A 22,065-nucleotide genomic window follows, 5' to 3' on the forward strand; every position below is an offset into this window, starting at 1 on the left:
GTCGATGGAATCCATTTTGAATCGACCGTAAAAGGCGATGATACTGGCCGCTGTCGCCCCTGTCTGCGGGGTGTTCCGGATCATCCACGCATGGCGTGGGTCCAATGAGGGCGGGGCGCTGTCCCCGTCCCGCAAGGAGTTTCACATGTCCCGTACTGTTCCCGCCCGTGGCGCGCTGGTCGCCTGGGCCTGCCTGACCGTGGCGATCGTTGCCGAAGTGGTCGGCACCTCGTTCATGGCCCATGCCGCCCGCGACGGTGGCTGGACCGGCTACCTGATCATGGCCGGCGCGCTGGCGCTGTCCTACTACTTCCTGGCGCTGTCGGTGCGCCGCATCGCGGTCGGTGTCGCCTACGCGGTGTGGGAAGGCCTGGGCCTGACTCTGCTGACCGTGGTCGGCCTCACCGTGTTCGGCGAGAGCCTGTCGCTTCAGCAGCTGGCCGGTCTGGTGCTGGCGGTGGTCGGCATCGTCTGTGTCACCCTCGGGGAGGCGCACTGATGAATACCCTGGCCCTGTTTTTCGTGATCTGTTCGGCCTTGATCGACGTCGCCGCCAACATGATGGTGGCCAGGTCGGAAGGCTTCCGCCGCTGGCGCTGGGGTGTCGGCGCGATCGTCATGGTCTGGGTCGCCTTCGCACTGCTGGGCCAGGCGGTGCGCTACATGGACCTGGCCACCGCCTATGCGATGTGGGGTGCAATCGGCGTGATCGGTACCGCCACCTGCGGCCGCCTGCTGTTCGGCAACCGCCTGCGCCCGATCGGCTGGGTTGGCATCGCCCTGGTCACGGCGGCGGTACTGCTCCTCAGCACCGCCAAGTAGCAGCATGCCCGGTCGCGAGCGGGGCGGCGATGATGCAGCGATTTGCGAAGTCGCCCGTGCTCATCGACACTGCGGTTTTCCACATGGAGTGCCCGCATGTTCAGCCACATCACCGTAGGAACGAACGACATGGATGCCGCACGTCGCTTCTACGACGCCCTGTTCGCTGCGATGGACGCGCGTGCGGGCGTATTCGACGAGAAGGGACGGCTGCTGTACTTCAAGGATGGGCGGATGTTCGGTGTAACCGCGCCGATCGATGGGCAGCCAGCGTGCCATGCCAACGGTGGCACCATCGGTTTCAGTCTGGGCAGTGCAGAGGCCGTGCGTGCCTGGCAGGAAGCTGGAGTGGCTCACGGTGGTACCGCCATCGAAGATCCGCCCGGCATCCGCAACATGTCCGGTCGGCAGGTGTTCCTGGCCTATCTGCGTGACCCGGGTGGCAACAAGCTGTGTGCGGTGCATGTAATGTCGTGATCGGACAGGATGCGCGTGGCCGCGCCGCAGGCGGTGCGCGCGGCCCGCGCAAGCCAAGGGTGCGCGGGCCGCGCGCGCGTGATACCACGGAATGAGCGGACGGGCCTGCGACCGCAGGCCGCAACTTCATGCTCTGTCCACTGCGGTTCAGCCAGAATCGGTCGGCTAATTCCCTGATCTACCGGAGAACGCCGCCCCATGGATGTACTGGAGCCGCAACAATCCCCGGTGCGCACCCTTCGGCCTGTGTTCGCCTTCGCGGCGATCGTTGTCGTGGCGTTCGCGCTGTTCGTCAGCCTGTTTCCACTCGGTGCGGGCCGCCTTCTGCTGAAGGCGCAGGACTGGGCCGCACTGAATGTCGGCTGGTACTACCTGCTGGCGATGACCCTCTACCTGGTGTTCGTGGTCGGAGTGGCGCTGTCCAAGTACGGCGGCATCAAGCTGGGTGCTGACCATGACGAGCCGGAGTTCAGCTACCTCTCGTGGGCCGGCATGCTGTTCGCGGCCGGCATCAGCATCACCCTGTTCTTCTTCTGCGTCTCCGAACCGCTGACCCACTACCTGCAGCCGCCGCAGGGCGATCCGGCTGCGGGCGAGGCCGGTGCACGGCAGGCCATGCAGCTGTTGTTCCTGCATTGGGGCCTGCACGGCTGGGGCGTGTTCGCACTGGCAGCGATGGCGATGGCCTATTTCGCCTATCGCCACAACCTGCCACTGGCGCTGCGCTCGGCGCTGTACCCGCTGATCGGCAAGCGCATCAACGGCCCGATCGGCTACACCGTGGATGCGCTGGGCATCGTCGCCACCGTGTTCGGCATCGGCGCCGACATGGGCTTCGGGGTGCTGCACCTCAATGCCGGGCTGGCGCACCTGTTCAACATCCCGCATTCCAACCTGGTGCAGATCATCCTGGTGGTGGCGATGATGGGCGCGGCGGTGGCCGTGGCCGTCTCCGGCGTGGAGAAGGGCGTGCGCTGGATGGCCAACATCAACATGCTGCTGGCGATCGCGCTGGTGCTGTTCATGCTGTTCGCCGGGCCGACGCAGTACCTGTTCAGCACCTTGATGCAGAACCTGGGCGACTACCTGGGCAGCGTGGTCGGCAAGAGTTTCGATGTGTATGCCTACGGCGGCCGCCCCGAATGGCTGGGCGGCTGGACGGTGTTCTACTGGGCATGGTGGATCGGCTGGGCACCGTTCGTGGGCTTGTTCATCGCACGCATCTCACGGGGCCGCACCATCCGCGAATTCGTGTTCGGCGTGCTGCTGATCCCGCTGGGCTTCACCCTGGCCTGGCTGTCGATCTTCGGCAACAGCGCGCTGGACCAGGTGCTGCACCACGGCCAGCAGCAGTTGGCACAGCTGGCGGTTGATGATCCACCGACGGTGCTCTACGCGTTGTTGGATGGCTACCCGTGGAGTCGCACGGTGATCGCGGTGACGGTGCTGGTCAGCTTCATCTTCTTCGTGACCTCGGCCGACTCGGGCGCGGTGGTGTTGTCCACGTTGTCGTCGCATGGCGGCGCACCCGAGGACGACGGCCCACGTTGGCTGCGGGTGTTCTGGGGCACCGTGATCGCGGTGCTGACGGCGGGCCTGCTGCTGGCCGGCAGCATCGACGCACTGAAATCGGCGGTGGTACTGGCGTCGTTGCCGTTCTCGGCGATCCTGTTGTTGATGATGTGGGGGCTGACCCGCGCCTTCAGTGACGAGTCGCATCGCAAGCGCGCGCTGCAGTACCGGCCGTCACCGCTGATCGGAGACGATCGCCACCACCAGGGCTGGCGCCAGCGCCTGAGCCAGGCCATGCACTTCCCGGTGCGCGACCAGGTCTACCGTTTCATGGATGACACGGTGAAGCCGGCGATGGAGGCGGTGGCCGAGCAGCTGCGCGGGCAGGGCTGGGACGTGGCCACGCGCTTTGAGGCCGGCGACATGGAGTTGACGGTGAACCACGGCGAGCAGCAGGACTTCCTGTACCGGGTGATCCTGAGTGGCTACCTGACGCCGTCGTTCGCCGCGCAGCAGCTGCGCAACCAGCGCTACTACCGCGCCGAGGTGCACCTGTTCGAAGGCAGCCAGGATTACGACCTGGTCGGCTACAGCCGCAAGCAGATCATCAACGACATCATCAGCCAGTACGAACGACACCTGCAGTTCCTGCACCTGAGCCGGTGATGCGGTCGGTGCGGACCGTGGGTCCGCACCGACCTGTAGAGCCGAGCCCATGCTCGGCTGCGCGGTGCCGAAGAGCAGCCGAGCATGGCTCGGCTCTACAGTGGCAATCAGAACCGGTAACGCGCTCCCAGCGAGACGAACTGCCCGCGCAGGTTGTACTGGCTGATGTCGAAGCCGTTGGAACCGCCAGCCGGATCGAACGGCGGGTCCCTGTCGGTCAGGTTCAGCACCGACAGCGACAGCGTGGTGTTGGGAATCCCTTCGTACGCCACGTACAGGTCCAGCTGGTGATAGGGCTTGACGCGGTCGCGCAGGCCCGGATTGCTGGTCGCGGTCGCCACGCGCTGGTCGTAGCCGCTCACGTACTGCAGGCTCAGCGTGCTGCTCCAGTCACCGACCGCCCAGTTCAGCGATGTGGTGCCGCGGGTACGGGGTAGCGCACCGTGACGGTTATTGCCGGCGCCGTCATACGGTGCCTGCCCGGCCACCAGCGGCTGCTTGAAGCTGAGCAGGTGGGTCCAGCTGCCGGCCACGGTGAAGTTGCCCCAGCCCTCGGTGCGGAAGGTGTGGTTGGCGTCCAGGTCCAGCCCCGAAGTGGTCAGTTCCCCCTGGTTGGCGTACTGGTTGGTGATGAACTGGATGCGCCCCTGCGCATCACGTTGTACACGACCGGGGAACAGCGTCGGGTTGTCGACGATGAACTGCGCACTGTCAGGCTTGACCAGGTTGTCCTGCACGATGCGGTACCAGTCCAGGCCGATGCTGGTATCGCCATCCGGCGACCACACCGCCCCCACATTGAAGTTGCGCGAGCGCTCGGCCTTCAGGTCCGGGTTGCCGGTGCGGATGTTGGTTACGCCACGGCTGCCGCCGGGCTGCAGCGGATCCAGCGGATCGATCACCGAGCCATAGCTGACGGTCTGGCCGGGCGCGATCTCCGGCAACGAAGGTGCGCGGAACCCGCGCGAGAACGAACCACGCAGCAGCAGGCTGTCCAACGGCTGCCAGCGCAGCGCCACCTTCGGCGAGAACGCCTTGCCGAAGTCGTCGTAGTGGTCGCCACGGCCGGCCACCTGCAGTTCCAGCGTGCGGTGCAGCGGCACGCTCAGCTCGGCGTAGGCAGCACTGACCTGGCGCTCGCCGTTGACCACGTTGATCGCCGGGCGCAGTTCGGTGCCCGACAGCACCTGGGCGCTGGTGCGCGCATCCAATGATTCTTTGCGGAACTCCGCGCCCCAGGCGAAGCCGACTGAACCGGCCGGCAGCTCCCACAGCGAGGTCGAGGCCTTCACGTTCAACGCGTGCAGTTTGTACCAGCCCGGGCGCTTGGTCTGCAGGCGCAGGGCATCCAGCGCGCCCGGCGTGCTGGACGGGTTGAGGAAGTTGTAGCTGCCGTCGCGCAGGATCTGCTCGAACGCATAGCGGTTGACGAAGTTGTCGACGTATTCGCGCTGCGCGCTCTGCGAGGTCAGCGCCGCCACTTCCCAGTCCCAGCGCTCGCCACTGCCGCGCACGCCGGCCAGGGCACGGTAGAACACCTGAGTGTTGTCCTTCAGGCGCGGGCCGAGGTCGAAGAAGGTGTACTCGAACGGCAGCGGCGTGCTGCCCGGATTGTTGGGGTGGCCGACCGGCAGCACTGCCGGCACGTCGATGAGCGTGCCGGTGGCCGGGTTGTAGGCACGCAGGCCCGGGCCGACGGTCAGCGGCGCGCTGAAGATCTGGTCGGCCTTGTTGTGGCTGTACAGCACATCGGCGAAGGCCTCGACGCTGTCATTGAAGCGGTAAGTCGCGCTCAACGACGCCTGCAGGCGCTCGGCGCCGGGTTGCAGGGTCTTGAATGGCTGCGCGTTGAAGGCGCAGGCCTGGCCGGGCAGGGTGCTGCCGAAGTCGCTGTACGGGCGCAGCTGGCTGCCATCAGGGCAGTTGCCGAACGGTTGCGGCGCGCGCGGGTTGGACAGCCAGTTGCCACCGGCGGTGGACCAGCCGGCCAGGCGGCCGCCGGGCTTGTCTCGGAAATCGCCGCTGCGGGTGTAGGCGCGCTGATCGGCGTCGAGGCGGTCGCGCTTGAGCAGGTCCAGCCCGAACAGCACGTTCCAGCCCTGCTGTTCCAGGTCGCCGAAGCCGGCCAGCAGGTTGGCCTTGCGTTCGTCCAGGCCGCCCTGGGTGGCGGTACCGAAGCCGCCGCCCACTTCCACGCCCTGGAAGTTCCTGCGCAGGATGATGTTGATGACACCGGCGATGGCGTCGGAGCCATACACCGCCGAGGCGCCGTCCTTCAGCACTTCGATGCGTTCCACCGCGCTGATCGGCAGCGCGTTGAGGTCGACGAAGGTATCCTGGGTATTGAGCGCGAAGCCGAAGTTGGACACGCGGTAGCCGTTGACCAGCACCAGTGTGTTCTTCGGCGACAGGCCACGCAGGCCGATCGAGGCCGAGCCGGCGGCGAAGCTGCCGGTGTACTGCTCGTCGAAGCTGTTGCCGGCATTGGCCGACAGGTTGCGCAGCACGTCGGTAAGGGTGGAGCGGCCGGTCTGCTCGATCTGTTCGCGGCTGACGATCTGCACCGGGTTCGGCCCGGCGGTATCGCTGCGCTTGATGTTGGAGCCGGTCACCAGCACGGTGCCGAGGGTGGTGCTGTCCTTGCCGGTGTCGGCGGTTTCAGCGGCGCCGGCAGCGCCGGCGGTAAGGCCCAGCGCGATGGCGCCGGCAAGCAGGTTCAGGGTGGTGCGGTACATGGAAGCGACAACGCCGAACGGGGGAGGAGCCGTCAGTACCGCATGCAGGTACATGCACCTTCCAATGACGAAAGCGCATTCAGTTATACATCACAGGTTCTTAACGAACCAGCTCGGTGGGTGCGGACCGTTGGTCCGCACGCCCCTGTAGAGCCGAGCCTACGCTCGGCTCCACACACTGGCCGGAAAGCAGCCGAGCATGGCTCGGCTCTACAGAACGCAATGTCAGACGATCACGGCCGCAGCAGCACCTTGCCATTGCGTCCCGACCCAGCACCGGCCTTCGCTGCCTGGGCGATATCGTCCAGCGCGAAGATCTGCTCCACCGGCAGGGTCAATTCACCCTGCGCCGCACGCTTTAGCAGTTCGCCAACCAGCCGGCGCTTGTCCTCCACCGCCATCGCCTGACTGACCTTGCTGCCCCAGAAGCCCTTCACCGTGGCTTCCTTGTAGATCAGGCCGCCAGCGGGAATGCGCATGGGTTCGCCGCTCATCACACCGAACGACACCAGCGTGCCGTGGTGCCCGAGCAGGTCGACCAGGTCACCGCTGGCGTCGCCGCCGATGGAATCCACCGCGGCTGCGGCCTGCGTTTCGCCGGTGGCTTCACGAACGCGATCCTTCCAGCCTTCTACCGAGGTGTCGAATACATGATCGATGCCGAGCGCCTGCAACTGCACCACGGCGGCGGCGTTGCGCACCAGGTTGGCCACATGCACGCCACGCGCCTTTGCCAACATCGCCAGCGACTTGCCGACCGCGCCGTTGGCGGTGTTCTGCACGACCCATTGCCCCGCTTCGACATGCAGGAATTCCAGCAGCATCAGCGCACTCAGCGGCATCGCGATCAGCTGCGCGGCCATTTCGTCGGGGATCGCCTCCGGCATCGGAATCACCATGCGTGCCGGTGCAATGAACGCCTCGGCCCAGGTGCCGTGTACCGAGGCGGCGGCAACCCGCTGGCCGATCTGCAGGCCGTCGACGCCATCGCCGAGTGCATCGACCACGCCCAGTGCTTCACTGCCACCGATCGCCGGCAGCGTCGGCTTGTAGCCATACAGGCCACGCACGGTCAGCAGGTCGTGGTTGTGGATCGAGGCCAGCACGGTGCGGATACGCACCTCGCCGGGGCCGGGCTCGGGCAGGGCGGCATTGGCAATGGTGAGGACGTCGGCCGGGTTGCCGAAGGAGGAGTACTGGGCGGCGCGCATGGGCGGTGTTCCGGTGAAAGTTGATGTTGTACCGAACTGGGGACGCAGGGGATGTCGACAAGGCGTCGCCGCTGCAACACGGCATCCTGCGACTGATCGTCGCGACATGTGTTGATTACCGCATCTTGTGTTGACGGCTCGGGATATCCCCACTATGTTGTGGCCGTCACTCCCGGTCAGCCGCCGCCGCCGGACATGCAGCAAACGTCCCGCGGCCCGCCCCTGAAGGCTTGCCGTGTCGACGCGGCCGCTATCGCGCGGACCCAGATCGCCCCCACGGCCCGGATACCGGCCGCAGGCGCAGGCCATTGCCGACGACCTGGTGTTCCCGCGCTATGGCATCCCACCCCGACCGCCCCGTGCGCCGGTATCGCGTGCAGGGCCGCCACGGCATCGACCGCCAACGCGCGTGCGAGCCTGGAGTTCCACCACCATGACCGACAGTACCTTCCGCGTGGCCGATCTGGCCGGCGCTGGCGACGCCTTGCGCGCCGGTGGCGAGCGTGTGCCGACCTGGATCACCAAGGAGGCCGGCAACCGCCGCCTGCCGTTCGACGCCGAGCGCCTGCAACGCAGCATCGATACCGTGCACGCCGAGTTCCCGCAGCTGGATGTGAGCGACTACCGCCGCGTGGTGCAGGCGATGGTCGAGCGCAAGCCCAGCCTCAGTGCTGATGACCTGGTCGACCTGCTGATCCGCGAGGCCGAGTCGCGCGTGGACCTGGTCGCGCCGGAGTGGGAACAGTTTGCCGCGCGCATCTACCTGCGGCGGCTGTACAAGCGCGCCAGCCGCAACCGCTTCTACGATGTCAGCCTGAAGTACGGCTCCTACGTGGGCCTGCAGGAGAGCCTGGCTGACCGCGGCATCTACAGCAACGACATCCTGCGCTGCTATTCCAAGGAAGAACTGCAGCAGGCCGGCGAGATGATCGACCCGGAGCGCGACCGCCTGTTCGCCTACAACGGCCTGTACCTGCTGGCCACGCGCTACCTGGCCAGCGATCGCAGCCGTGAGGTCTACGAACTGCCGCAGGAGCGCTGGCTGACCATTGCGCTGTACCTGATGCAGGAAGAGGGCGGGGCTGGTGAGAGCGGCCGCGTACGCCGCATGCAGCTGGTCGGCGAGGCGTACTGGGCGCTGTCCAACCTGTACATGACGGTGGCCACGCCGACCCTGGCCAACGCCGGCAAGGTGGGCGGCCAGCTGTCCAGCTGCTTCATCGACACGGTGGATGACAGCCTGCAGGGCATCTATGACTCCAATACCGATATCGCCCGTGTTTCGAAGCATGGCGGCGGAGTGGGTGCGTACCTCGGCTACGTGCGCAGCAGCGGTGCGCCGATCCGTGGCGTGCCCAATTCGTCCGGGGGCGTGGTGCCGTGGATCAAGCAGCTCAACAACACCGCCGTATCGGTGGACCAGCTCGGCCAGCGCAAGGGCGCGGTGGCGGTGTACCTGGATATCTGGCACCGCGATATCGAAGCCTTCCTCGATCTGCGCCTGAACAATGGCGACCAGCGCCTGCGTGCGCACGATGTGTTCACCTCGGTGTGCGTGCCGGACCTGCTCATGGAGGCGGTCGAGCGCCGTGCCGACTGGTACCTGTTCGATCCGCACGAAGTGAAGAGCGCCAAGGGCTGGTACCTGCAGGACTTCTACGATGAGAAGCGCGGATCGGGCAGCTTCCGTGACCGCTATGCGGAACTGGTGGCCGACGAGCGCATCAGCCGCCGCACGGTGAAGGCGATCGACCTGTTCAAGCGGATCATGCTCAGCCAGCTGGAGACCGGCAACCCGTTCCTGTTCTACCGCGACGAGGTCAATCGCAGGAATCCGAACAAGCACGCGGGCATGATCTATTCCAGCAACCTGTGCACCGAGATCCTGCAGAACATGAGCCCGACGCGGATGATCCAGGAGATCGTCAGCGGCGATCAGATCGTCACCACCCGGCGTGCCGGTGACTTCGTGGTCTGCAACCTGTCCTCGATCAATCTCGGTCGTGCGATCAGTGCGCCGGATGACCTGCTGGCCTCCGATGTGCTGGAGCGGCTGATCCCGATCCAGGTGCGCATGCTCGACAACGTGATCGACCTCAACGCGCTGCCGGTGCCGCAGGCCACGATCACCAACCGCAAGTACCGCGCCATCGGCCTGGGCACGTTCGGCTGGCACCACCTGCTGGCGCAGCAGGCGATCCAGTGGGAATCGCCGGACGCCGAGGCGTTGGCCGACCGCCTGTACGAGCGCATCAACTTCCTGACCATCCAGGCCAGCGCACAGCTGGCCAAAGAAAAGGGCAGCTACCCGATGTTCGCCGGCAGCGACTGGCACAACGGCCGCTATTTCCGTGACCGCGACTATAGCGGTGCCGCCTGGGACGGCCTCGCCCGCGAGGTGGCTACACACGGCCTGCGCAATGGCTGGCTGCTGGCGGTGGCGCCGAACATGAGCACCGCGCAGATTGCGGGTTCCACGGCTTCGATCGACCCGATCTACAGCGCGTTCTACTACGAGGAAAAGAAGGACTTCCGGCGGCCGGTGGCCGCACCGGGCCTGTCGCTGGAAACCTGGCCGTACTACGAGAAGGGCGCCTACAAGGTCGACCAGTTCGCCAGCGTGCGCCAGAACGCGCGCCGCCAGCGCCATGTCGACCAGTCGATCAGCTTCAACCTGTACGTGCCCAGCACCATTCGCGCCAGCACGTTGTTGGAGCTGCATCTGACGGCATGGCGTGAGGGTCTGAAGACCACCTACTACGTGCGCTCCAACGACATCGACATCAGCGAATGCGAGTGGTGCGCCAGCTGATCGCGGCCGCCCTGTAGAGCCGAGCCCACGCTCGGCTCAGACGCGAAGAGCAGCCGAGGATGGGCTCGGCTCTACATCCGCAATGCACGTAATGCGAAGGCAAACGACCATGGCAACCCCGCTCGACCGCATCAAGATCCTCGAACCGCGCCACCCGAACCGCAGCACCGGCATCATCAATGGCCGCACCAGCGGCATCCTGAACTGGAACGACATTCCGTACCCCTCGTTCTATCGGGCCTACAAGGAGTTGTCGACCAACTTCTGGATTCCCGACGAGGTGGACATGAAGCTGGATGCGCGCCAGTACGGCGAGCTGTCCGGGCGCGAGAAGAACGCTTACGACTCGATCATCGGCCTGCTGGCCACGCTGGATTCGCCACAGACGCGCTTCATCTACAACGTGGCCGAGTACATCACCGACCCGGCGGCGCATGCCAACGCGGCGATCATCGGCCAGCAGGAGGTGATCCACAACGAGAGCTACAGCTACGTGCTGGCCTCGATCACCGACCTGCCGAACCAGAACCGCATCTTCGAGATCGCCCGCACGCACCCGACCATCATCAAGCGCAACGCGCCGATCATGGGGGCGTATGACGATTTCATGCGCGAAAAGACCGCCGAGACCCTGCTGAAGTCGCTGATCCAGTCGTCGATCCTGGAGGGCATCAACTTCTATTCCGGGTTTGCCTACTTCTACAACATGGTGCGGCAGAACCGCATGACCGGCACCGGCAAGATCATCAGCTTCATCAACCGTGACGAGCTGGCCCACACCAAGTTCATCAGCGAGCTGATCCGCGCCATCATCGGCGAGAACCCGGAGCTGCAGACCAATGAACTGACCGCGTACGTGCACCAGGCGTTCGAGCATGCGATCGAACTGGAGACGCAGTGGTCCTCGGAAGTACTGGACGGCATCGACGGCATCGATGTCGAGGAGATGACGCGCTACGTGAAGTACCGGGCCAACAAGATGGCCGGCATGCTGGGCATCGAGCGCCTGTATAGCGACACCACCGACAACGTGATGCCCTGGATCAAGGCCTACGCCGACAACTTCACCGAGACCAAGACCGACTTCTTCGAGATGCGCAATGCAAGCTACAAGAAGACCAACGTCGACAACGGGTTCGACGACCTCTGAGCCCAGCGCCGCGCTGAGCATCCTGGTGGTGGTTGCCTCGTTGAGCGGCAACACCCGCGAACTCGGCCGGCTGATTGCCAAACGCTGCCGCGCTGCCGGCCATACGGTGCACTGGCAGGAGGCCGACGACCTGCGCCAGGCACCGCCGCTGGCGGCCGATGAGGCCGACCTGGTGCTGCTGGGCTGCTGGACCGACAACGCCGGGCGTACGCCAGCGGAGATGAAGGCGTGGGTGGCCGGTATTGTCGAGCGCGGCGAGCGGCCACGGCAGCTGGCGGTGTTCGGCACCGGCGAAACGCAGTGGGGGCAGGAATACTACTGCGGTGCCGTGCACCGGCTGATCCACTATTTCCGCAGCGACTACCCGCCGCTGGAGATCGAACAGATGCCGCATGGCGTTCGCCACGCCGAGGCCATCAGTGCCTGGACCGATGCGGTCCTGGCCCACTACTGGAGCAACACCGATGCAGATCATCGACGCCACCACGCCTGAGCAGTTCCAGCAGCTGCTGGCCGAGCACCCGCGGGTGCTGGTGGATTTCCACAAGGACCAGTGCCCGGGCTGCCGGATGCTGGAAATGTCCCTGCACCGGGTAGCCACCAGCAGTGCAGGCCAGGGTACCACCCTGCTGCGCGTGCAGCTGGAGGTGCTCGGCGAGGCGTTCTTCCGTGAGCTGGGGCTGCGGCAGACACCGACGCTATCGCTGTTCCGTGATGGTGACGAACGCACGCGACTGGCCGGGTTCCAGTCGCCGCAGCAGATCGAGGTCGCGATCGCGTTGTATCTGTGAGGCCCGGGTGGTTGCATCGGTAGCGCCGGGCCATGCCCGGCAGCCTTTCGCGGGATCCTGATCTCTGTAGAGCCGAGCCATGCTCGGCTGCTGTTCGCGCGGTGCGCGATGAGTCGAGCATGGCTCGACTCTACAAGCGCATCCACGCATGGCGTGGATCTACCGGGGCAGGGGCCGTCCATTTGGCGTCACCCGCCGCTGAAGGTATCCACCAGCAGCTTCACGTTCAGCACCACGATCACCAGCGCGATCACCCAGGCAATCGCACCCAGCCAGCGCGGCGCCACCAGCGCACCCATCGTCACCTTGTCGGTCACGATCCGCACCAGCGGGATGATCGCAAACGGCAGCTGCATCGACAGCACCACCTGGCTCAGCACCAGCAGCTTCACCGCGCCCTGGTCGCCGAACAGCATGATCACCACCACCACCGGAATGATCGCCAGCGCCCGCGTGATCAGCCGCCGCAGCCACGGCGGCAGGCGCAGGTGCAGGAAGCCTTCCATCACGATCTGCCCGGCCAGCGTAGCGGTCACCGTTGAATTCAGGCCCGACGCCAGCAGCGCCACCGCGAACAACGTCGCCGCCGCGCCCACCCCCAGCATAGGCGCCAGCAGCTGGTGCGCCTGCTCGATGTCTTCCACATCGAAGCGGCCATTGGCATGGAACACCGCCGCCGCCAGGATCAGGATGCTGGCGTTGATGAACAGTGCCAGGGTCAGCGCGAGGGTGCTGTCGGTCACCGCCCAGCGCAGCGCGCTGCGACGGCCCTCATCGGTGCGCGGGTAGGCGCGGGTCTGCACGATGGACGAATGCAGGTACAGGTTATGCGGCATCACCGTGGCGCCGATGATGCCGATGGCGATGTACAGCGCGTGCGGATCGGTCACCACCTGGGCGCGCGGAATGAACCCGCCCAGCACCGCCATCACCGGTGGTGCGGCCAATGCGATCTGCACCATGAAGCAGCCGAAGATCACCATCAGCAGCGCGATTACGAACGCTTCCAGTGCGCGGAAGCCGCGGTTCATCAACAGCAGTACCAGAAGCGTGTCCAGCGCGGTGATCACTGCGCCCCAGAGCAGGGGCAGGTCGAACAGCAGCTTCAGCGCGATCGCAGTGCCGATCACCTCGGCCAGGTCGCAGGCGATGATGGCCGCCTCGCACAGCGCCCACAGTGCCAGGTTCACCGGCTTGGGGTAACGCGCGCGGCAGGCCTGCGCCAGGTCCATGCCGGTGGCGATGCCCAGCCGCGCCGACAGCGCCTGCAGGATCACCGCCATCAGGTTGGAAATGAGGATGACAGACAGCAGCAGGTAGCCGAAGCGCGAGCCGCCGGCCAGATCGGTGGCCCAGTTGCCCGGGTCCATGTAGCCGACCGAAATCATGTAGCCCGGGCCGAGGAAGGCCAGCAGGCGGAACCACCAGTGCCCCTTGTCGGGTACCGCCACCGAGGCATTGAGCGCGCCCAGGCTGGCCGGGGTGGGGGCCGAAGGGTCGCGGGGCGCCAGGGTGTTCATGGGTCCGAATATAGCTCCTGCTATAGTCATTAGCAATGTGAAACAATCGTCTTTATCGCGTTACTGGTCCAGAATTCAGTTTCAAACCCGGAGTAGACCGGAAGAACAGGCGCAGGCGTGGGCAAGACCGACGATTCGACATCGCTGAAAAGCACCCCCTTGATCGAGGCCGAGCGCCAGGTCGAGAGCTTCCGCCAAGTGCGCGAGGCGCACCGGATGGAGCTGGTGGAGGACTATGTCGAGCTGATCTCGGACCTGCTGGCCGACGGTGGCGAGGCCCGCCAGGTCGATATCGCCACCCGCCTGGGCGTGGCCCAGCCCACCGTGGCGAAGATGCTGCGGCGGTTGGCTCGTGATGGCTGGGTGGTGCAGCGGCCGTACCGCGGCGTGTTCCTGACCCCGGAAGGCGAGGCGCTGGCGCATGCCAGCCGCCAGCGGCACCAGACCGTGGAGCGTTTCCTGCTGGCACTGGGCGTGGACCCTGATACGGCACGGCGTGATGCGGAGGGTATCGAGCACCATGTGAGCGAGCAGACGCTGGCGCTGTTCGAGGCGTTCGTGCGCAAGGCCGAGGGTGAGGCGCCGTAACGGTAGCGCCGGGCCATGCCCGGCGGCCGTTCGCGCGATCCCGGTTTTTGTAGAGCCGAGCCATGCTCGGCTGCCGTTTGCACGGTGATGGAATGCGTCGAGCATGGCTCGACGCTACAGGTCAGGCGGGCAGCGGGCCTGTACCTGCGCGCACGCCCGTTTCGCCCATTCCTTCAACACCGGCTGCAACCCTTCGTAACGCCGCCCCTGCCAGCCGTTGGCCAGCACCTTGCCGTCGGCATCGATCAGCACCAGATTCGGCGGTGCCAGCCCAGCCAGGGCCTGCAGCGCCGGCATGCGCGCGGCGCGGCGCGGGTCCAGCACCGGCCACGGCATGTCCTGCGCGTGCATGTAGCGGCGCAGCGCGCTCTCGCTCTCATCCAGGCTGACGTACACCACTTCGGTATCGGCGCCGGCCTCGCGCAACGCGTCGCGTACGCTGCGCAGTGTGGGTACGAAGGCATGGCACGGCGCACACCAGTCGGCGCCGAAGTACAGCGCCACCAGCTTCGGCGGCGGCGTCCACTGCATCGGCCGCAGCGAGCGCTGTTCCGGCCGCATCAGCGAGGCCGAGACCTGCGCGTGCAGGTCCGCAGCCATCGCCGGCGCGCCCAGCAGCAGGGCACAGGCCAGCAACAACGCTCGTAGTGGCTCAGAACGCATAACGCCGGTTGACGTACCACGAGCGCGCGAAACGCGGCCCGTAGACATAGTCGCTGTCACGCAGCGCGCCTACCTCCAGATCCTTCTGGCGCTGATCGAACACGTTCTTGACGCCCGCGGCCACCGACACTTCCTGCTGCGCCTGCGCGCCCAGATGGCGGTGCCAGCGCGCACCAAGATCAGTGACCAGGAACGAACGCGTACGGTGCAGCTCGCCCAGCCGGTTGTTCAGTACCGACATCGGGCCGGTATGGCGCAGCGCGACGAAGGTCTCCCACGGCTCGGCCGGCATCCAGCTGAGCTGGGCCAGGCCGGTCCAGCGCGGGGTCTTCAGGTAATCGCGGCTTTCGATGACGGTGTCGCCACCATCGCCGGTATCGTCGAAGATGCGTTGCGGTTCGCGGAAGCGCGAGCGATACCACGAAGCACCGGCGGTCAGGCGCCACTGCGGCGAGGGTTGCCAGCCCAGGTTGGTTTCCGCGCCCAGCACGTTCGAGCCGGAGGCGTTGTAGCGCAGCTGGCTCAGCTGGCCGTCATCGCCGCGCTGGATCTCGCCCAGCGCGAAGGTATCGCGGATGCGTGCATAGGACGCAGTGGCATCCCAGCTCCACACCGGATTGGCCGGGTCCGACCGCCAATCGAAGCCGAACAGGGTGGTCAACGCGCGCTCTTCCTTCAGACCATCGGTATTGCGCACGCGCACCTGTTCGCCGCCGAGCGTATCGACGTGCACATCCTCGACGAAGATCTCCGGTGCACGGAAGCCGGTGGCAATGCCCGCCCGCCATTTCAGGTTTGGCGTGGCCTGCCAGGCCAGCGCGATGCGCGGCGAGAACACCGCGTTGTCCAACTCCGAGCTCTTGTCCACGCGTGCACCCAGCACCACGTCGACGTTGTCGCGCAGGCTCCACTCGTCCTGGATGAAGGCGCCCAGGTTGTGGAAGGTGGCATCCTCCAGCACGGCAAGACGCTGGCCGTCACCGGTGCGATTGTCGTCGCGCAGCGCCTCGTGCTTGTACTGCACGCCGAAGGCCAGCGCGTGCGCACCCAACCGCCAGTTCAACTGGCTGTCGATGTAGTGCAGCGGGTTGTGCGTGCGGCCGTACTGGCGCCACGAACGCGAGGCCGCGCTGCCGGCCACGTTGCGGTCCAGTTGCGAAGGGTCATAGCCGGGCGTGGACGGATCGGTGGCCACGTCACCCAGGCCGCCGTAGAAGCTGTCGCGATCGATGTCGGCGAAGGCGTAGGCCAGGCGGAAATCAACGTCGGCATTGATTTGCTGGTCCCATGACACGCTGCCGTGCCGGTACTTCGTATCCAGCGACTCGGCGATGTTGGCCAGGTATTCCGGTTGATCCAGTCGGTTGCCGCCGCGGCGGGTTTCATCGGTCACCTGCAGGTCCAGGCGCAGCCGCGCGCCGGGACTGGGTGCATACCAGGCCTGCAGCCCGCCCACCTTGAGGTTCTTGCGGGTGATCTCGGTATAGCCGTCGCCGTTGTAGTCGATGCCGTTGTTCCAGTTGCGCTGGGCAATCACTGAAAGCCCGGCGTCGGCGTCCTTCGCCACCAGGTCCAGGCGCACGTCGGCATTCTTCTGCGGCGTGCCCTTCAGCACGTCCACACCGGCCTGCACATGGCCGCCGCTGCGTGCAGGCAGCGGCGGAATCAGGTTGATCACACCGGCGACCGCGCCCGGGCCGTACAGCGCCGAGCCACCGCCCTTGACCACTTCGATGCGGTCGACGAAGCCGGCCGGAATCTGTTCCAGGCCATAGACGCTGCCCAGCGTGGACAGCAGCGGAATGCCATCGAACAGCAGCTGGTTGTAGGCGCCGGGCAGGCCCAGCAGCTGAACTTCGCTGGTGTTGCAGTTCTGGCAGTTGCTCTCCACGCGCAGGCCGTTGATCAGCTCGGCGGCACGCGAGAAGTCGGTGGCCGCGCGCAGCGCGATGTCTTCCTTGCGCAGCACTTCGGTGCGGATCGGGACATCGGAGAGCAGGCGTTCGCTGCGGGTGGCGGTGCTGACCTTGACCTGCACGCGGTCCAGCTCGGTCGGCTTGGGTGTAGCAGCCAGCGCGGGCAGAGGCAGGGTCAGGGCGATGGCGGCGGCCAAGGGCAGCCGACGGAAGAGGGGATTGGCAACGGGCATGGGGGCGTCGTCCTTGGGGGAAGAAATGCGGCGAGGGCGACCTGGCTGACGCATATGAAAGCAGTAGCTTATCAACATAGCAATTGCTATATAACGAAGCCGTAGCCATTCCGTGTGGGGCGGCGGTCGAGTCAGATCATGGGGGTGTTATAACATTACACAAAGCAGCGACAACCCTGCCGGTGGTCATGTCGTTCTGGGGCGCTGCAGAGGGTGGGGGTCAGAGCCCGTTCCTGCGGAAAGGGATCCGACCCCGGGCGCCGGCCTCGATCAGCCGCGGCGGAAGGCGGCGGGGCTTCGGGCGCCGACGATGATCATGCGGATCATCGTGGAGATCTGTTCGACCAGTTCCGGATCCTTCTCCGGCGGCAGGTCCATGGCGGTGGCGCCCATCGCGAACACCAGCCGGGTGATGGCCTTGGCCACCAGTTCCGGGGCGTGCAGCACCGCGCCATCCAGCGCGGCCAGGCGCACCAGGTCGTGCTGCAGTTCTTCTTCGAAATAGTGCAGCTCGCGTTCGACGGCGTGCTTGAAGTCGTCCGAGCCGACCGCGCCTTCGCGCAGCAGCACGTGCAGCAGCTTGTCGTCGGCGCGCAGCTGCTCCATGAAGGTCTCCACGGAAACGCGCACCACGCTGGTGGCGGTGGAGGTGGCGCGCTGGCGGGCCTCGCCGATGATGGTGCGCAGCGAGCGGCCGGCCGCATCGATCAGCGCCACGGCCAGTTCGTCCATGTCGCGGAACTGCCGGTAGAAGCTGTTGGGCGCGATGCCGGCCTCACGTGCCACTTCGCGCAGGCTGAGCGTGGACAGGCTGCGGTGCGGCCCGATCAGTTTCAGGGCGGCGGCAAGCAGATCCTCGCGGCTCACCGTACGGCGGGCCGGGCTGTTGGCATCTTCGGGCGTCGACAAGGCGGTGGCGGCGGCCATGGGGGTTCCGGTGGGGCGAGGCTGAATCATACCCAATCCGGTTCATTATACACATGTATACACAGGTGTATGTGCGCCCGTATAGTGCGCCCATGAGCGCTGTCGTCCGTCCGTCCCTGTTCTCTCCGTACCGCTGGGTCTCGCCGTCGCTGTTCGATTTCTGGGCGGGCCAGCTCAATCCCCTGTGGACACTGCGCGAGCCAATGGCCCGCCTGGTCCGGCGCGAGCCGGCCGGCGAGGGCGCGGCGACCCTGGTCCTGCGCACCAACCGGCACTGGGCTGGCATGCGCGCCGGCCAGCACGTCACCCTGGGCGTCGAGATGGAAGGACGCCTGTGGCAGCGCAGCTACAGCCCCACCGCGTTGGGGCCGCGCGAGCTGGCCATCACCGTCAAGGCGGTAGACGGCGGCCGGGTCAGCCAGCATCTGGTCCACCATGCGCGGCCGGGCGAACTGTTCCGCCTCGATGCCGCCTTCGGCGAGTTCCATATGCCGGCCGCCGCCCCAGTGCTGCTGCTGGCCGCCGGCAGTGGCATCACGCCGATGCGCAGCCTGCTGCGTGAGGCCTGCCAGCGCCCGCTGGCGGCGCCGGTGGACGTGTTCTACTGGGAGCGCACCGCGGCCCATCTGCAGTTCCGTGATGAACTGCAGGCGCTGGCCGCGGCGCAGCCGAACCTGCGCGTGCATCTGCTGACCACCCGCGACGGCGAGGTGCCGGCCGCGCGCATCGATACCCACGATCTGCAGGTCGCGGGCGATGACACGCCGCTGGCGCAGCGCCACGTGCTGGCCTGCGGCCCGGATGGGTTCGTCGCCGCTGCACGTTCGCGGCTGGCGCAGCAGGTCGCCGGCTTCCAGGCCGAAGCCTTCACCCCGCCGGCGCCGCTGGGCGATGCCAGCAGCGAAGGCGAGGTGTCGCTGACGCTTGCGCGCAGTGGCCGCCAGTTGAGCGTGCCGCGTGGCCGCTCGCTGCTGGAAAGCCTGGAAGCGCATGGCATCAAGCCCAGGCACGGTTGCCGCATGGGCATCTGCAACACCTGCACCTGTGATCGCGTCAGTGGCGCTACCCGCCACCTGCGCACCGGCGACCTGCAGTCCGACTCGGCACAGCCGGTGCGGATATGCGTGAGCGCACCGACCACCGACCTGACCCTGGATCTCTGAGGACGCCTGCCATGACCCGCGCTACCGACCGTGCCTTGAGTACTGCCGAGATGCATGCCTTCGGCGAGGAGCTCGACGCGATCCGCGACCGTGTGATCGGCAGCCTTGGCGCCTCCGATACCCGTTACATCCGCCGCGTGGCCGCCGCCGTGCGCTGGTTCGGCGTGGGTGGCCGTGGCCTGCTGTTCCTGGCGGCGTTCTCGCCGCTGTTCTGGATGCCGCTGCTGTGGCCGGCCGCGATCACCGGCACGCTGCTGCTGGCGTTGTCCAAGATCCTGGAAAACATGGAGCTGGGCCACAACGTGATGCACGGCCAGTTCGACTGGACCGGCGACCCCAAGCTCAATGGCAACACCTACGAGTGGGACATCGTTGCCACCGCCGACAACTGGCGCAAGACCCACAATTTCCGCCACCACACCTACACCAACGTGCGCGGCATGGACGATGACATCGGCTACGGCCTGCTGCGCATCTTCCCGGAACAGCGCTGGAAGCCGTTCTACCTGCTGCAGCCGATCATCGCGCCGATCTTCGCGCTGCTGTTCCAGTGGGGCGTGGCCGCGCAGGACCTGCGCCTGGGCCGTTGGCTGAAGGGGCGCATGAGTGCGCGTGCAATGTGGCTGCAGACCCGCCCGGTGGCACGGAAAATGGCCCGCCAGGTGCTGAAGGACTACGTGTTCTTCCCGCTGCTTGCCGGCCCGTTCTTCCTCACCGTGATGCTGGGCAACATGGTGGCCAACGGCCTGCGCAACATCTGGACCTACGTGATCATCTTCTGCGGCCACTTCACCGCCGAATCGGAAACGTTCCCGAAGGAGTGCCTGCGCAATGAATCGCGTGGCCACTGGTACCTGCGCCAGTTGCGTGGTTCGTCCAACATCAGCGGCGGCTTCCTGATCAACGTGCTGTCGGGCAACCTCAGCCACCAGATCGAGCACCACTTCTACCCGGACCTGCCGGCCAACCGCTATGCGGCCATTGCCAAGGAAGTGAAGGACATCTGCCACCGTTACGGCCAGCATTACAACAACGGCTCGTTGCCGCGCCAGTTCGGCCAGGTGGTCTGGCGCATCCTGCGCCACGCGTTCCCGAGCAAGCCGCGCCGCCTGCCGATGTCGGACATCATGTCCGCACCGGCGTCGGCCAACGCGGGCTGATCGACTCAGCCCGCCTTCGCCAGGGCCGCCTGTTCGCGGTCCAGGCGGCGCAGGAACACCTGCATTTCCTTGCGTGCCTGCTGGTCACCCTTGCTGCCGGCCACGCTCAGCCCGCGTTGCCACGCCTCGCGCGCCGCCTGCGGTTGGCCACCGGCAAGCCAGGCTTTGCCGAGCAGTTTCCAGGCGGCCGAGTACTGCGGATCAAGCACCACGCAGCGGCCCAGGTGGGTGGCCGCGCGGACCGGGTTGCCGGCATCCAGCCAGCCCTTGCCCAGGCCGAAGCGCAGCAGCGCGCCGTCCTTGCCGTTGGCAAGCATGCATTCCAGGGCTTCGATGTTCATCAGCGCACCTCGACCAGCAGTTCGGTGGGGCCTGGCTGGAAGCGGCCGCGATGGAACAGCAGCGGCGCGCCGCCGTTCTCGTGCGCCTCGATGATGCGTCCGGCCAGCAGCAGGTGATCGCCCACCGGCCACATCGCGTGGCGGGTACAGGTGAGATGGGCGACCGCACCGGCGATGCGTGGTGCGGCGTCCTCGTCATCATCCAGCAATGCCAGGCCGTCGAAGCGGTTGCGGACCTGCGGATCGGCGAAGCGCCGGGCCAGCGCTTCCTGGTCGGCTGCCAGCACGTTGATTGCAAAGCGGGTGGCGCGCTGGAAGGTGGACAGGCTCTGTGCGTGCAACGCCAGGTTCCACAGCACCAGTGGCGGCTGCAATGACACCGGCACGAACGAATTGATGGTCAGGCCGACCGGCTTGCCCTGTGCATCGCGCGCGCAGACGATGGCCACCCCGGTGGGGAAGTGACCGAGCAGCCGCCGCAGTGCACGCGGCGGCATCTCGACCGACGGCACCGGCGCCGGGGCGGGGAAGACCCCCGCCCACGGCCCGGCGTACGGCAGTGTCTCGCCGCTCATGAGGCCCGGGCCTGGCGGTAGCGCCGGCCGACCTCGGCCCAGTTGATGATGTTGAAGAACGCACCGATGTAGTCGGGGCGGCGGTTCTGGTAGTGCAGGTAGTAGGCGTGTTCCCAGACATCCAGTGCGAGGATCGGGGTGTTGCCGGACAGGCCAACGGCTGCACCCATCAATGGGCTGTCCTGGTTGGCGCTGCTTTCCACCTGCAGGCGGCCATCGCGATCGCTGGTCAGCCAGGCCCAGCCGCTGCCGAAACGGGTCTGCGCGGCCTTGGTGAAGGCGTCCTTGAAGGCATCGAAACCGCCGAGGTCGCGGTCGATGGCCGCTGCCAGTTCATCGTCGGGTGCGCCACCGCTGGCGCTGAGCACGGTCCAGAACAGGCTGTGGTTGGCGTGGCCGCCGCCGTTGTTGCGGATCGCGCCGCGCTGCGCTTCGGGCACGGTATCGAGCTGGGCGATCAGTGCCTCGACCGGCTGATCGGCGAGGCCGGCCTGTTCGATGGCGGCATTGAGGTTGTTGACATAGGTCTGGTGGTGCTTGCTGTGGTGGATCTCCATCGTGCGCGCATCGAAGTGCGGCTCGAGGGCGTCGTAGGCGTAGGGGAGCGGGGGAAGCGAGTACGACATCGAAGCAATCTCCGTGGGGAAGGCCAGGGGGCTGGCCGTGGGGAGATCGTTATCGCACCTCAACATTGGTTGAGGTCAAGGGTCATGGATGGAAGGCGTGCGCTCCCGGCGCTTTGACTGTTCAGCGAGGGCGCGGGCGGATGTGCGTAGCCGGGACACGCCGTGAACCCATCCATG

At 66.4% G+C, this 22,065-nt stretch carries 20 protein-coding genes; 11 read left to right on the plus strand and 9 right to left on the minus strand.

The window, feature by feature from the left end; genetic code table 11:
• Positions 1 to 145: 145 nt before the first annotated feature.
• The 4 genes from AASM09_RS09655 (at position 146) to betT (ending at position 3,477) form a co-directional block, all read left to right on the plus strand.
• A complete protein-coding gene (locus tag AASM09_RS09655; protein ID WP_019659945.1) occupies positions 146 to 499 on the plus strand; it encodes an SMR family transporter in 354 nt (117 codons plus the stop codon).
• Positions 499 to 822: a DMT family transporter gene (locus AASM09_RS09660; RefSeq protein ID WP_049428414.1), complete on the plus strand. Its 324-nt coding sequence runs from the start codon at positions 499 to 501 to the stop codon at positions 820 to 822. Before AASM09_RS09655 ends, AASM09_RS09660 begins: the two co-directional genes overlap by 1 nt.
• A 96-nt stretch (positions 823 to 918) precedes the next feature.
• On the plus strand, positions 919 to 1,299 hold the full coding sequence (locus tag AASM09_RS09665; protein ID WP_049428416.1) for a VOC family protein: 381 nt from the start codon (positions 919 to 921) through the stop codon (positions 1,297 to 1,299).
• A 198-nt stretch (positions 1,300 to 1,497) separates the two neighbouring features.
• A complete protein-coding gene (gene betT / locus AASM09_RS09670; RefSeq protein WP_049428418.1) occupies positions 1,498 to 3,477 on the plus strand; it encodes a choline BCCT transporter BetT in 1,980 nt (659 codons plus the stop codon).
• 107 nt (positions 3,478 to 3,584) lie between these two features.
• On the opposite strand, the gene AASM09_RS09675 is transcribed toward betT, so the two are convergent.
• Together AASM09_RS09675 and AASM09_RS09680 are read right to left on the minus strand one after the other, a co-directional pair.
• Entirely contained in the window at positions 3,585 to 6,212 is a 2,628-nt protein-coding gene (locus tag AASM09_RS09675) for a TonB-dependent receptor (RefSeq protein WP_049428470.1), read from the minus strand.
• Between the two features lie 233 nt (positions 6,213 to 6,445).
• Positions 6,446 to 7,423, minus strand: a complete 978-nt coding sequence (locus tag AASM09_RS09680) for a zinc-binding dehydrogenase (protein WP_049428420.1) — start codon at positions 7,421 to 7,423, stop codon at positions 6,446 to 6,448.
• Positions 7,424 to 7,856: 433 nt separating this feature from the next.
• Between AASM09_RS09680 and AASM09_RS09685 the strand changes: the two genes are divergently transcribed.
• From AASM09_RS09685 to AASM09_RS09700, 4 genes are all read left to right on the plus strand, one after another.
• Positions 7,857 to 10,235, plus strand: a complete 2,379-nt coding sequence (locus tag AASM09_RS09685; protein ID WP_049428422.1) for a ribonucleoside-diphosphate reductase subunit alpha — start codon at positions 7,857 to 7,859, stop codon at positions 10,233 to 10,235.
• A gap of 109 nt (positions 10,236 to 10,344) precedes the next feature.
• Positions 10,345 to 11,385, plus strand: coding sequence for a ribonucleotide-diphosphate reductase subunit beta (locus tag AASM09_RS09690; protein WP_049428423.1), 1,041 nt, complete (start codon positions 10,345 to 10,347; stop codon positions 11,383 to 11,385).
• Positions 11,386 to 11,410: 25 nt separating this feature from the next.
• The gene (locus AASM09_RS09695; RefSeq protein ID WP_080354987.1) at positions 11,411 to 11,878 is read left to right on the plus strand and encodes a flavodoxin; all 468 of its coding nucleotides are present in this window, start codon (positions 11,411 to 11,413) and stop codon (positions 11,876 to 11,878) included.
• A complete protein-coding gene (locus tag AASM09_RS09700; RefSeq protein WP_049428425.1) occupies positions 11,850 to 12,176 on the plus strand; it encodes a thioredoxin family protein in 327 nt (108 codons plus the stop codon). The genes AASM09_RS09695 and AASM09_RS09700 overlap by 29 nt, the downstream gene beginning before the upstream one ends.
• 188 nt (positions 12,177 to 12,364) lie before the next feature.
• On the opposite strand, the gene AASM09_RS09705 is transcribed toward AASM09_RS09700, so the two are convergent.
• Positions 12,365 to 13,696 (minus strand): Nramp family divalent metal transporter, encoded by a 1,332-nt coding sequence (locus tag AASM09_RS09705; protein ID WP_049428426.1) that lies wholly within the window; start codon positions 13,694 to 13,696, stop codon positions 12,365 to 12,367.
• A 117-nt stretch (positions 13,697 to 13,813) separates the two neighbouring features.
• Between AASM09_RS09705 and mntR the strand changes: the two genes are divergently transcribed.
• On the plus strand, positions 13,814 to 14,284 hold the full coding sequence (gene mntR, locus AASM09_RS09710; RefSeq protein WP_006372477.1) for a manganese-binding transcriptional regulator MntR: 471 nt from the start codon (positions 13,814 to 13,816) through the stop codon (positions 14,282 to 14,284).
• Between the two features lie 114 nt (positions 14,285 to 14,398).
• Here mntR and AASM09_RS09715 read toward each other — a convergent pair whose 3' ends face one another.
• From AASM09_RS09715 to fabR, 3 genes are all read right to left on the minus strand, one after another.
• Entirely contained in the window at positions 14,399 to 14,947 is a 549-nt protein-coding gene (locus AASM09_RS09715) for a thioredoxin-like domain-containing protein (protein ID WP_049428428.1), read from the minus strand.
• Positions 14,937 to 17,096, minus strand: a complete 2,160-nt coding sequence (locus tag AASM09_RS09720; protein WP_049428430.1) for a TonB-dependent receptor plug domain-containing protein — start codon at positions 17,094 to 17,096, stop codon at positions 14,937 to 14,939. Before AASM09_RS09720 ends, AASM09_RS09715 begins: the two co-directional genes overlap by 11 nt.
• 270 nt (positions 17,097 to 17,366) lie before the next feature.
• Entirely contained in the window at positions 17,367 to 18,023 is a 657-nt protein-coding gene (gene fabR / locus AASM09_RS09725; protein ID WP_049428432.1) for an HTH-type transcriptional repressor FabR, read from the minus strand.
• Positions 18,024 to 18,115: 92 nt separating this feature from the next.
• Here fabR and AASM09_RS09730 point away from each other — a divergent pair, with 92 nt between their 5' ends.
• Positions 18,116 to 19,186: a ferredoxin reductase gene (locus AASM09_RS09730; RefSeq protein WP_049428434.1), complete on the plus strand. Its 1,071-nt coding sequence runs from the start codon at positions 18,116 to 18,118 to the stop codon at positions 19,184 to 19,186.
• Positions 19,187 to 19,197: 11 nt separating this feature from the next.
• Entirely contained in the window at positions 19,198 to 20,346 is a 1,149-nt protein-coding gene (locus AASM09_RS09735; RefSeq protein WP_049428436.1) for a fatty acid desaturase family protein, read from the plus strand.
• Between the two features lie 5 nt (positions 20,347 to 20,351).
• On the opposite strand, the gene AASM09_RS09740 is transcribed toward AASM09_RS09735, so the two are convergent.
• The 3 genes from AASM09_RS09740 to AASM09_RS09750 are packed head-to-tail and all read right to left on the minus strand — an operon-like array spanning position 20,352 to position 21,888.
• Complete coding sequence (locus AASM09_RS09740) at positions 20,352 to 20,687, minus strand: tetratricopeptide repeat protein (RefSeq protein ID WP_049428438.1); 336 nt, start codon at positions 20,685 to 20,687, stop codon at positions 20,352 to 20,354.
• Positions 20,687 to 21,262 carry a flavin reductase family protein gene (locus AASM09_RS09745; protein ID WP_049428439.1) on the minus strand — a complete coding sequence of 192 codons (576 nt, stop codon included), beginning with the start codon at positions 21,260 to 21,262 and terminating at the stop codon, positions 20,687 to 20,689. Before AASM09_RS09745 ends, AASM09_RS09740 begins: the two co-directional genes overlap by 1 nt.
• Complete coding sequence (locus AASM09_RS09750) at positions 21,259 to 21,888, minus strand: superoxide dismutase (RefSeq protein ID WP_049428441.1); 630 nt, start codon at positions 21,886 to 21,888, stop codon at positions 21,259 to 21,261. Before AASM09_RS09750 ends, AASM09_RS09745 begins: the two co-directional genes overlap by 4 nt.
• Positions 21,889 to 22,065 lie beyond the last annotated feature (177 nt).

Source organism: Stenotrophomonas maltophilia, assembly GCF_039555535.1.
Taxonomy (GTDB): Bacteria; Pseudomonadota; Gammaproteobacteria; order Xanthomonadales; family Xanthomonadaceae; genus Stenotrophomonas; species Stenotrophomonas maltophilia_Q.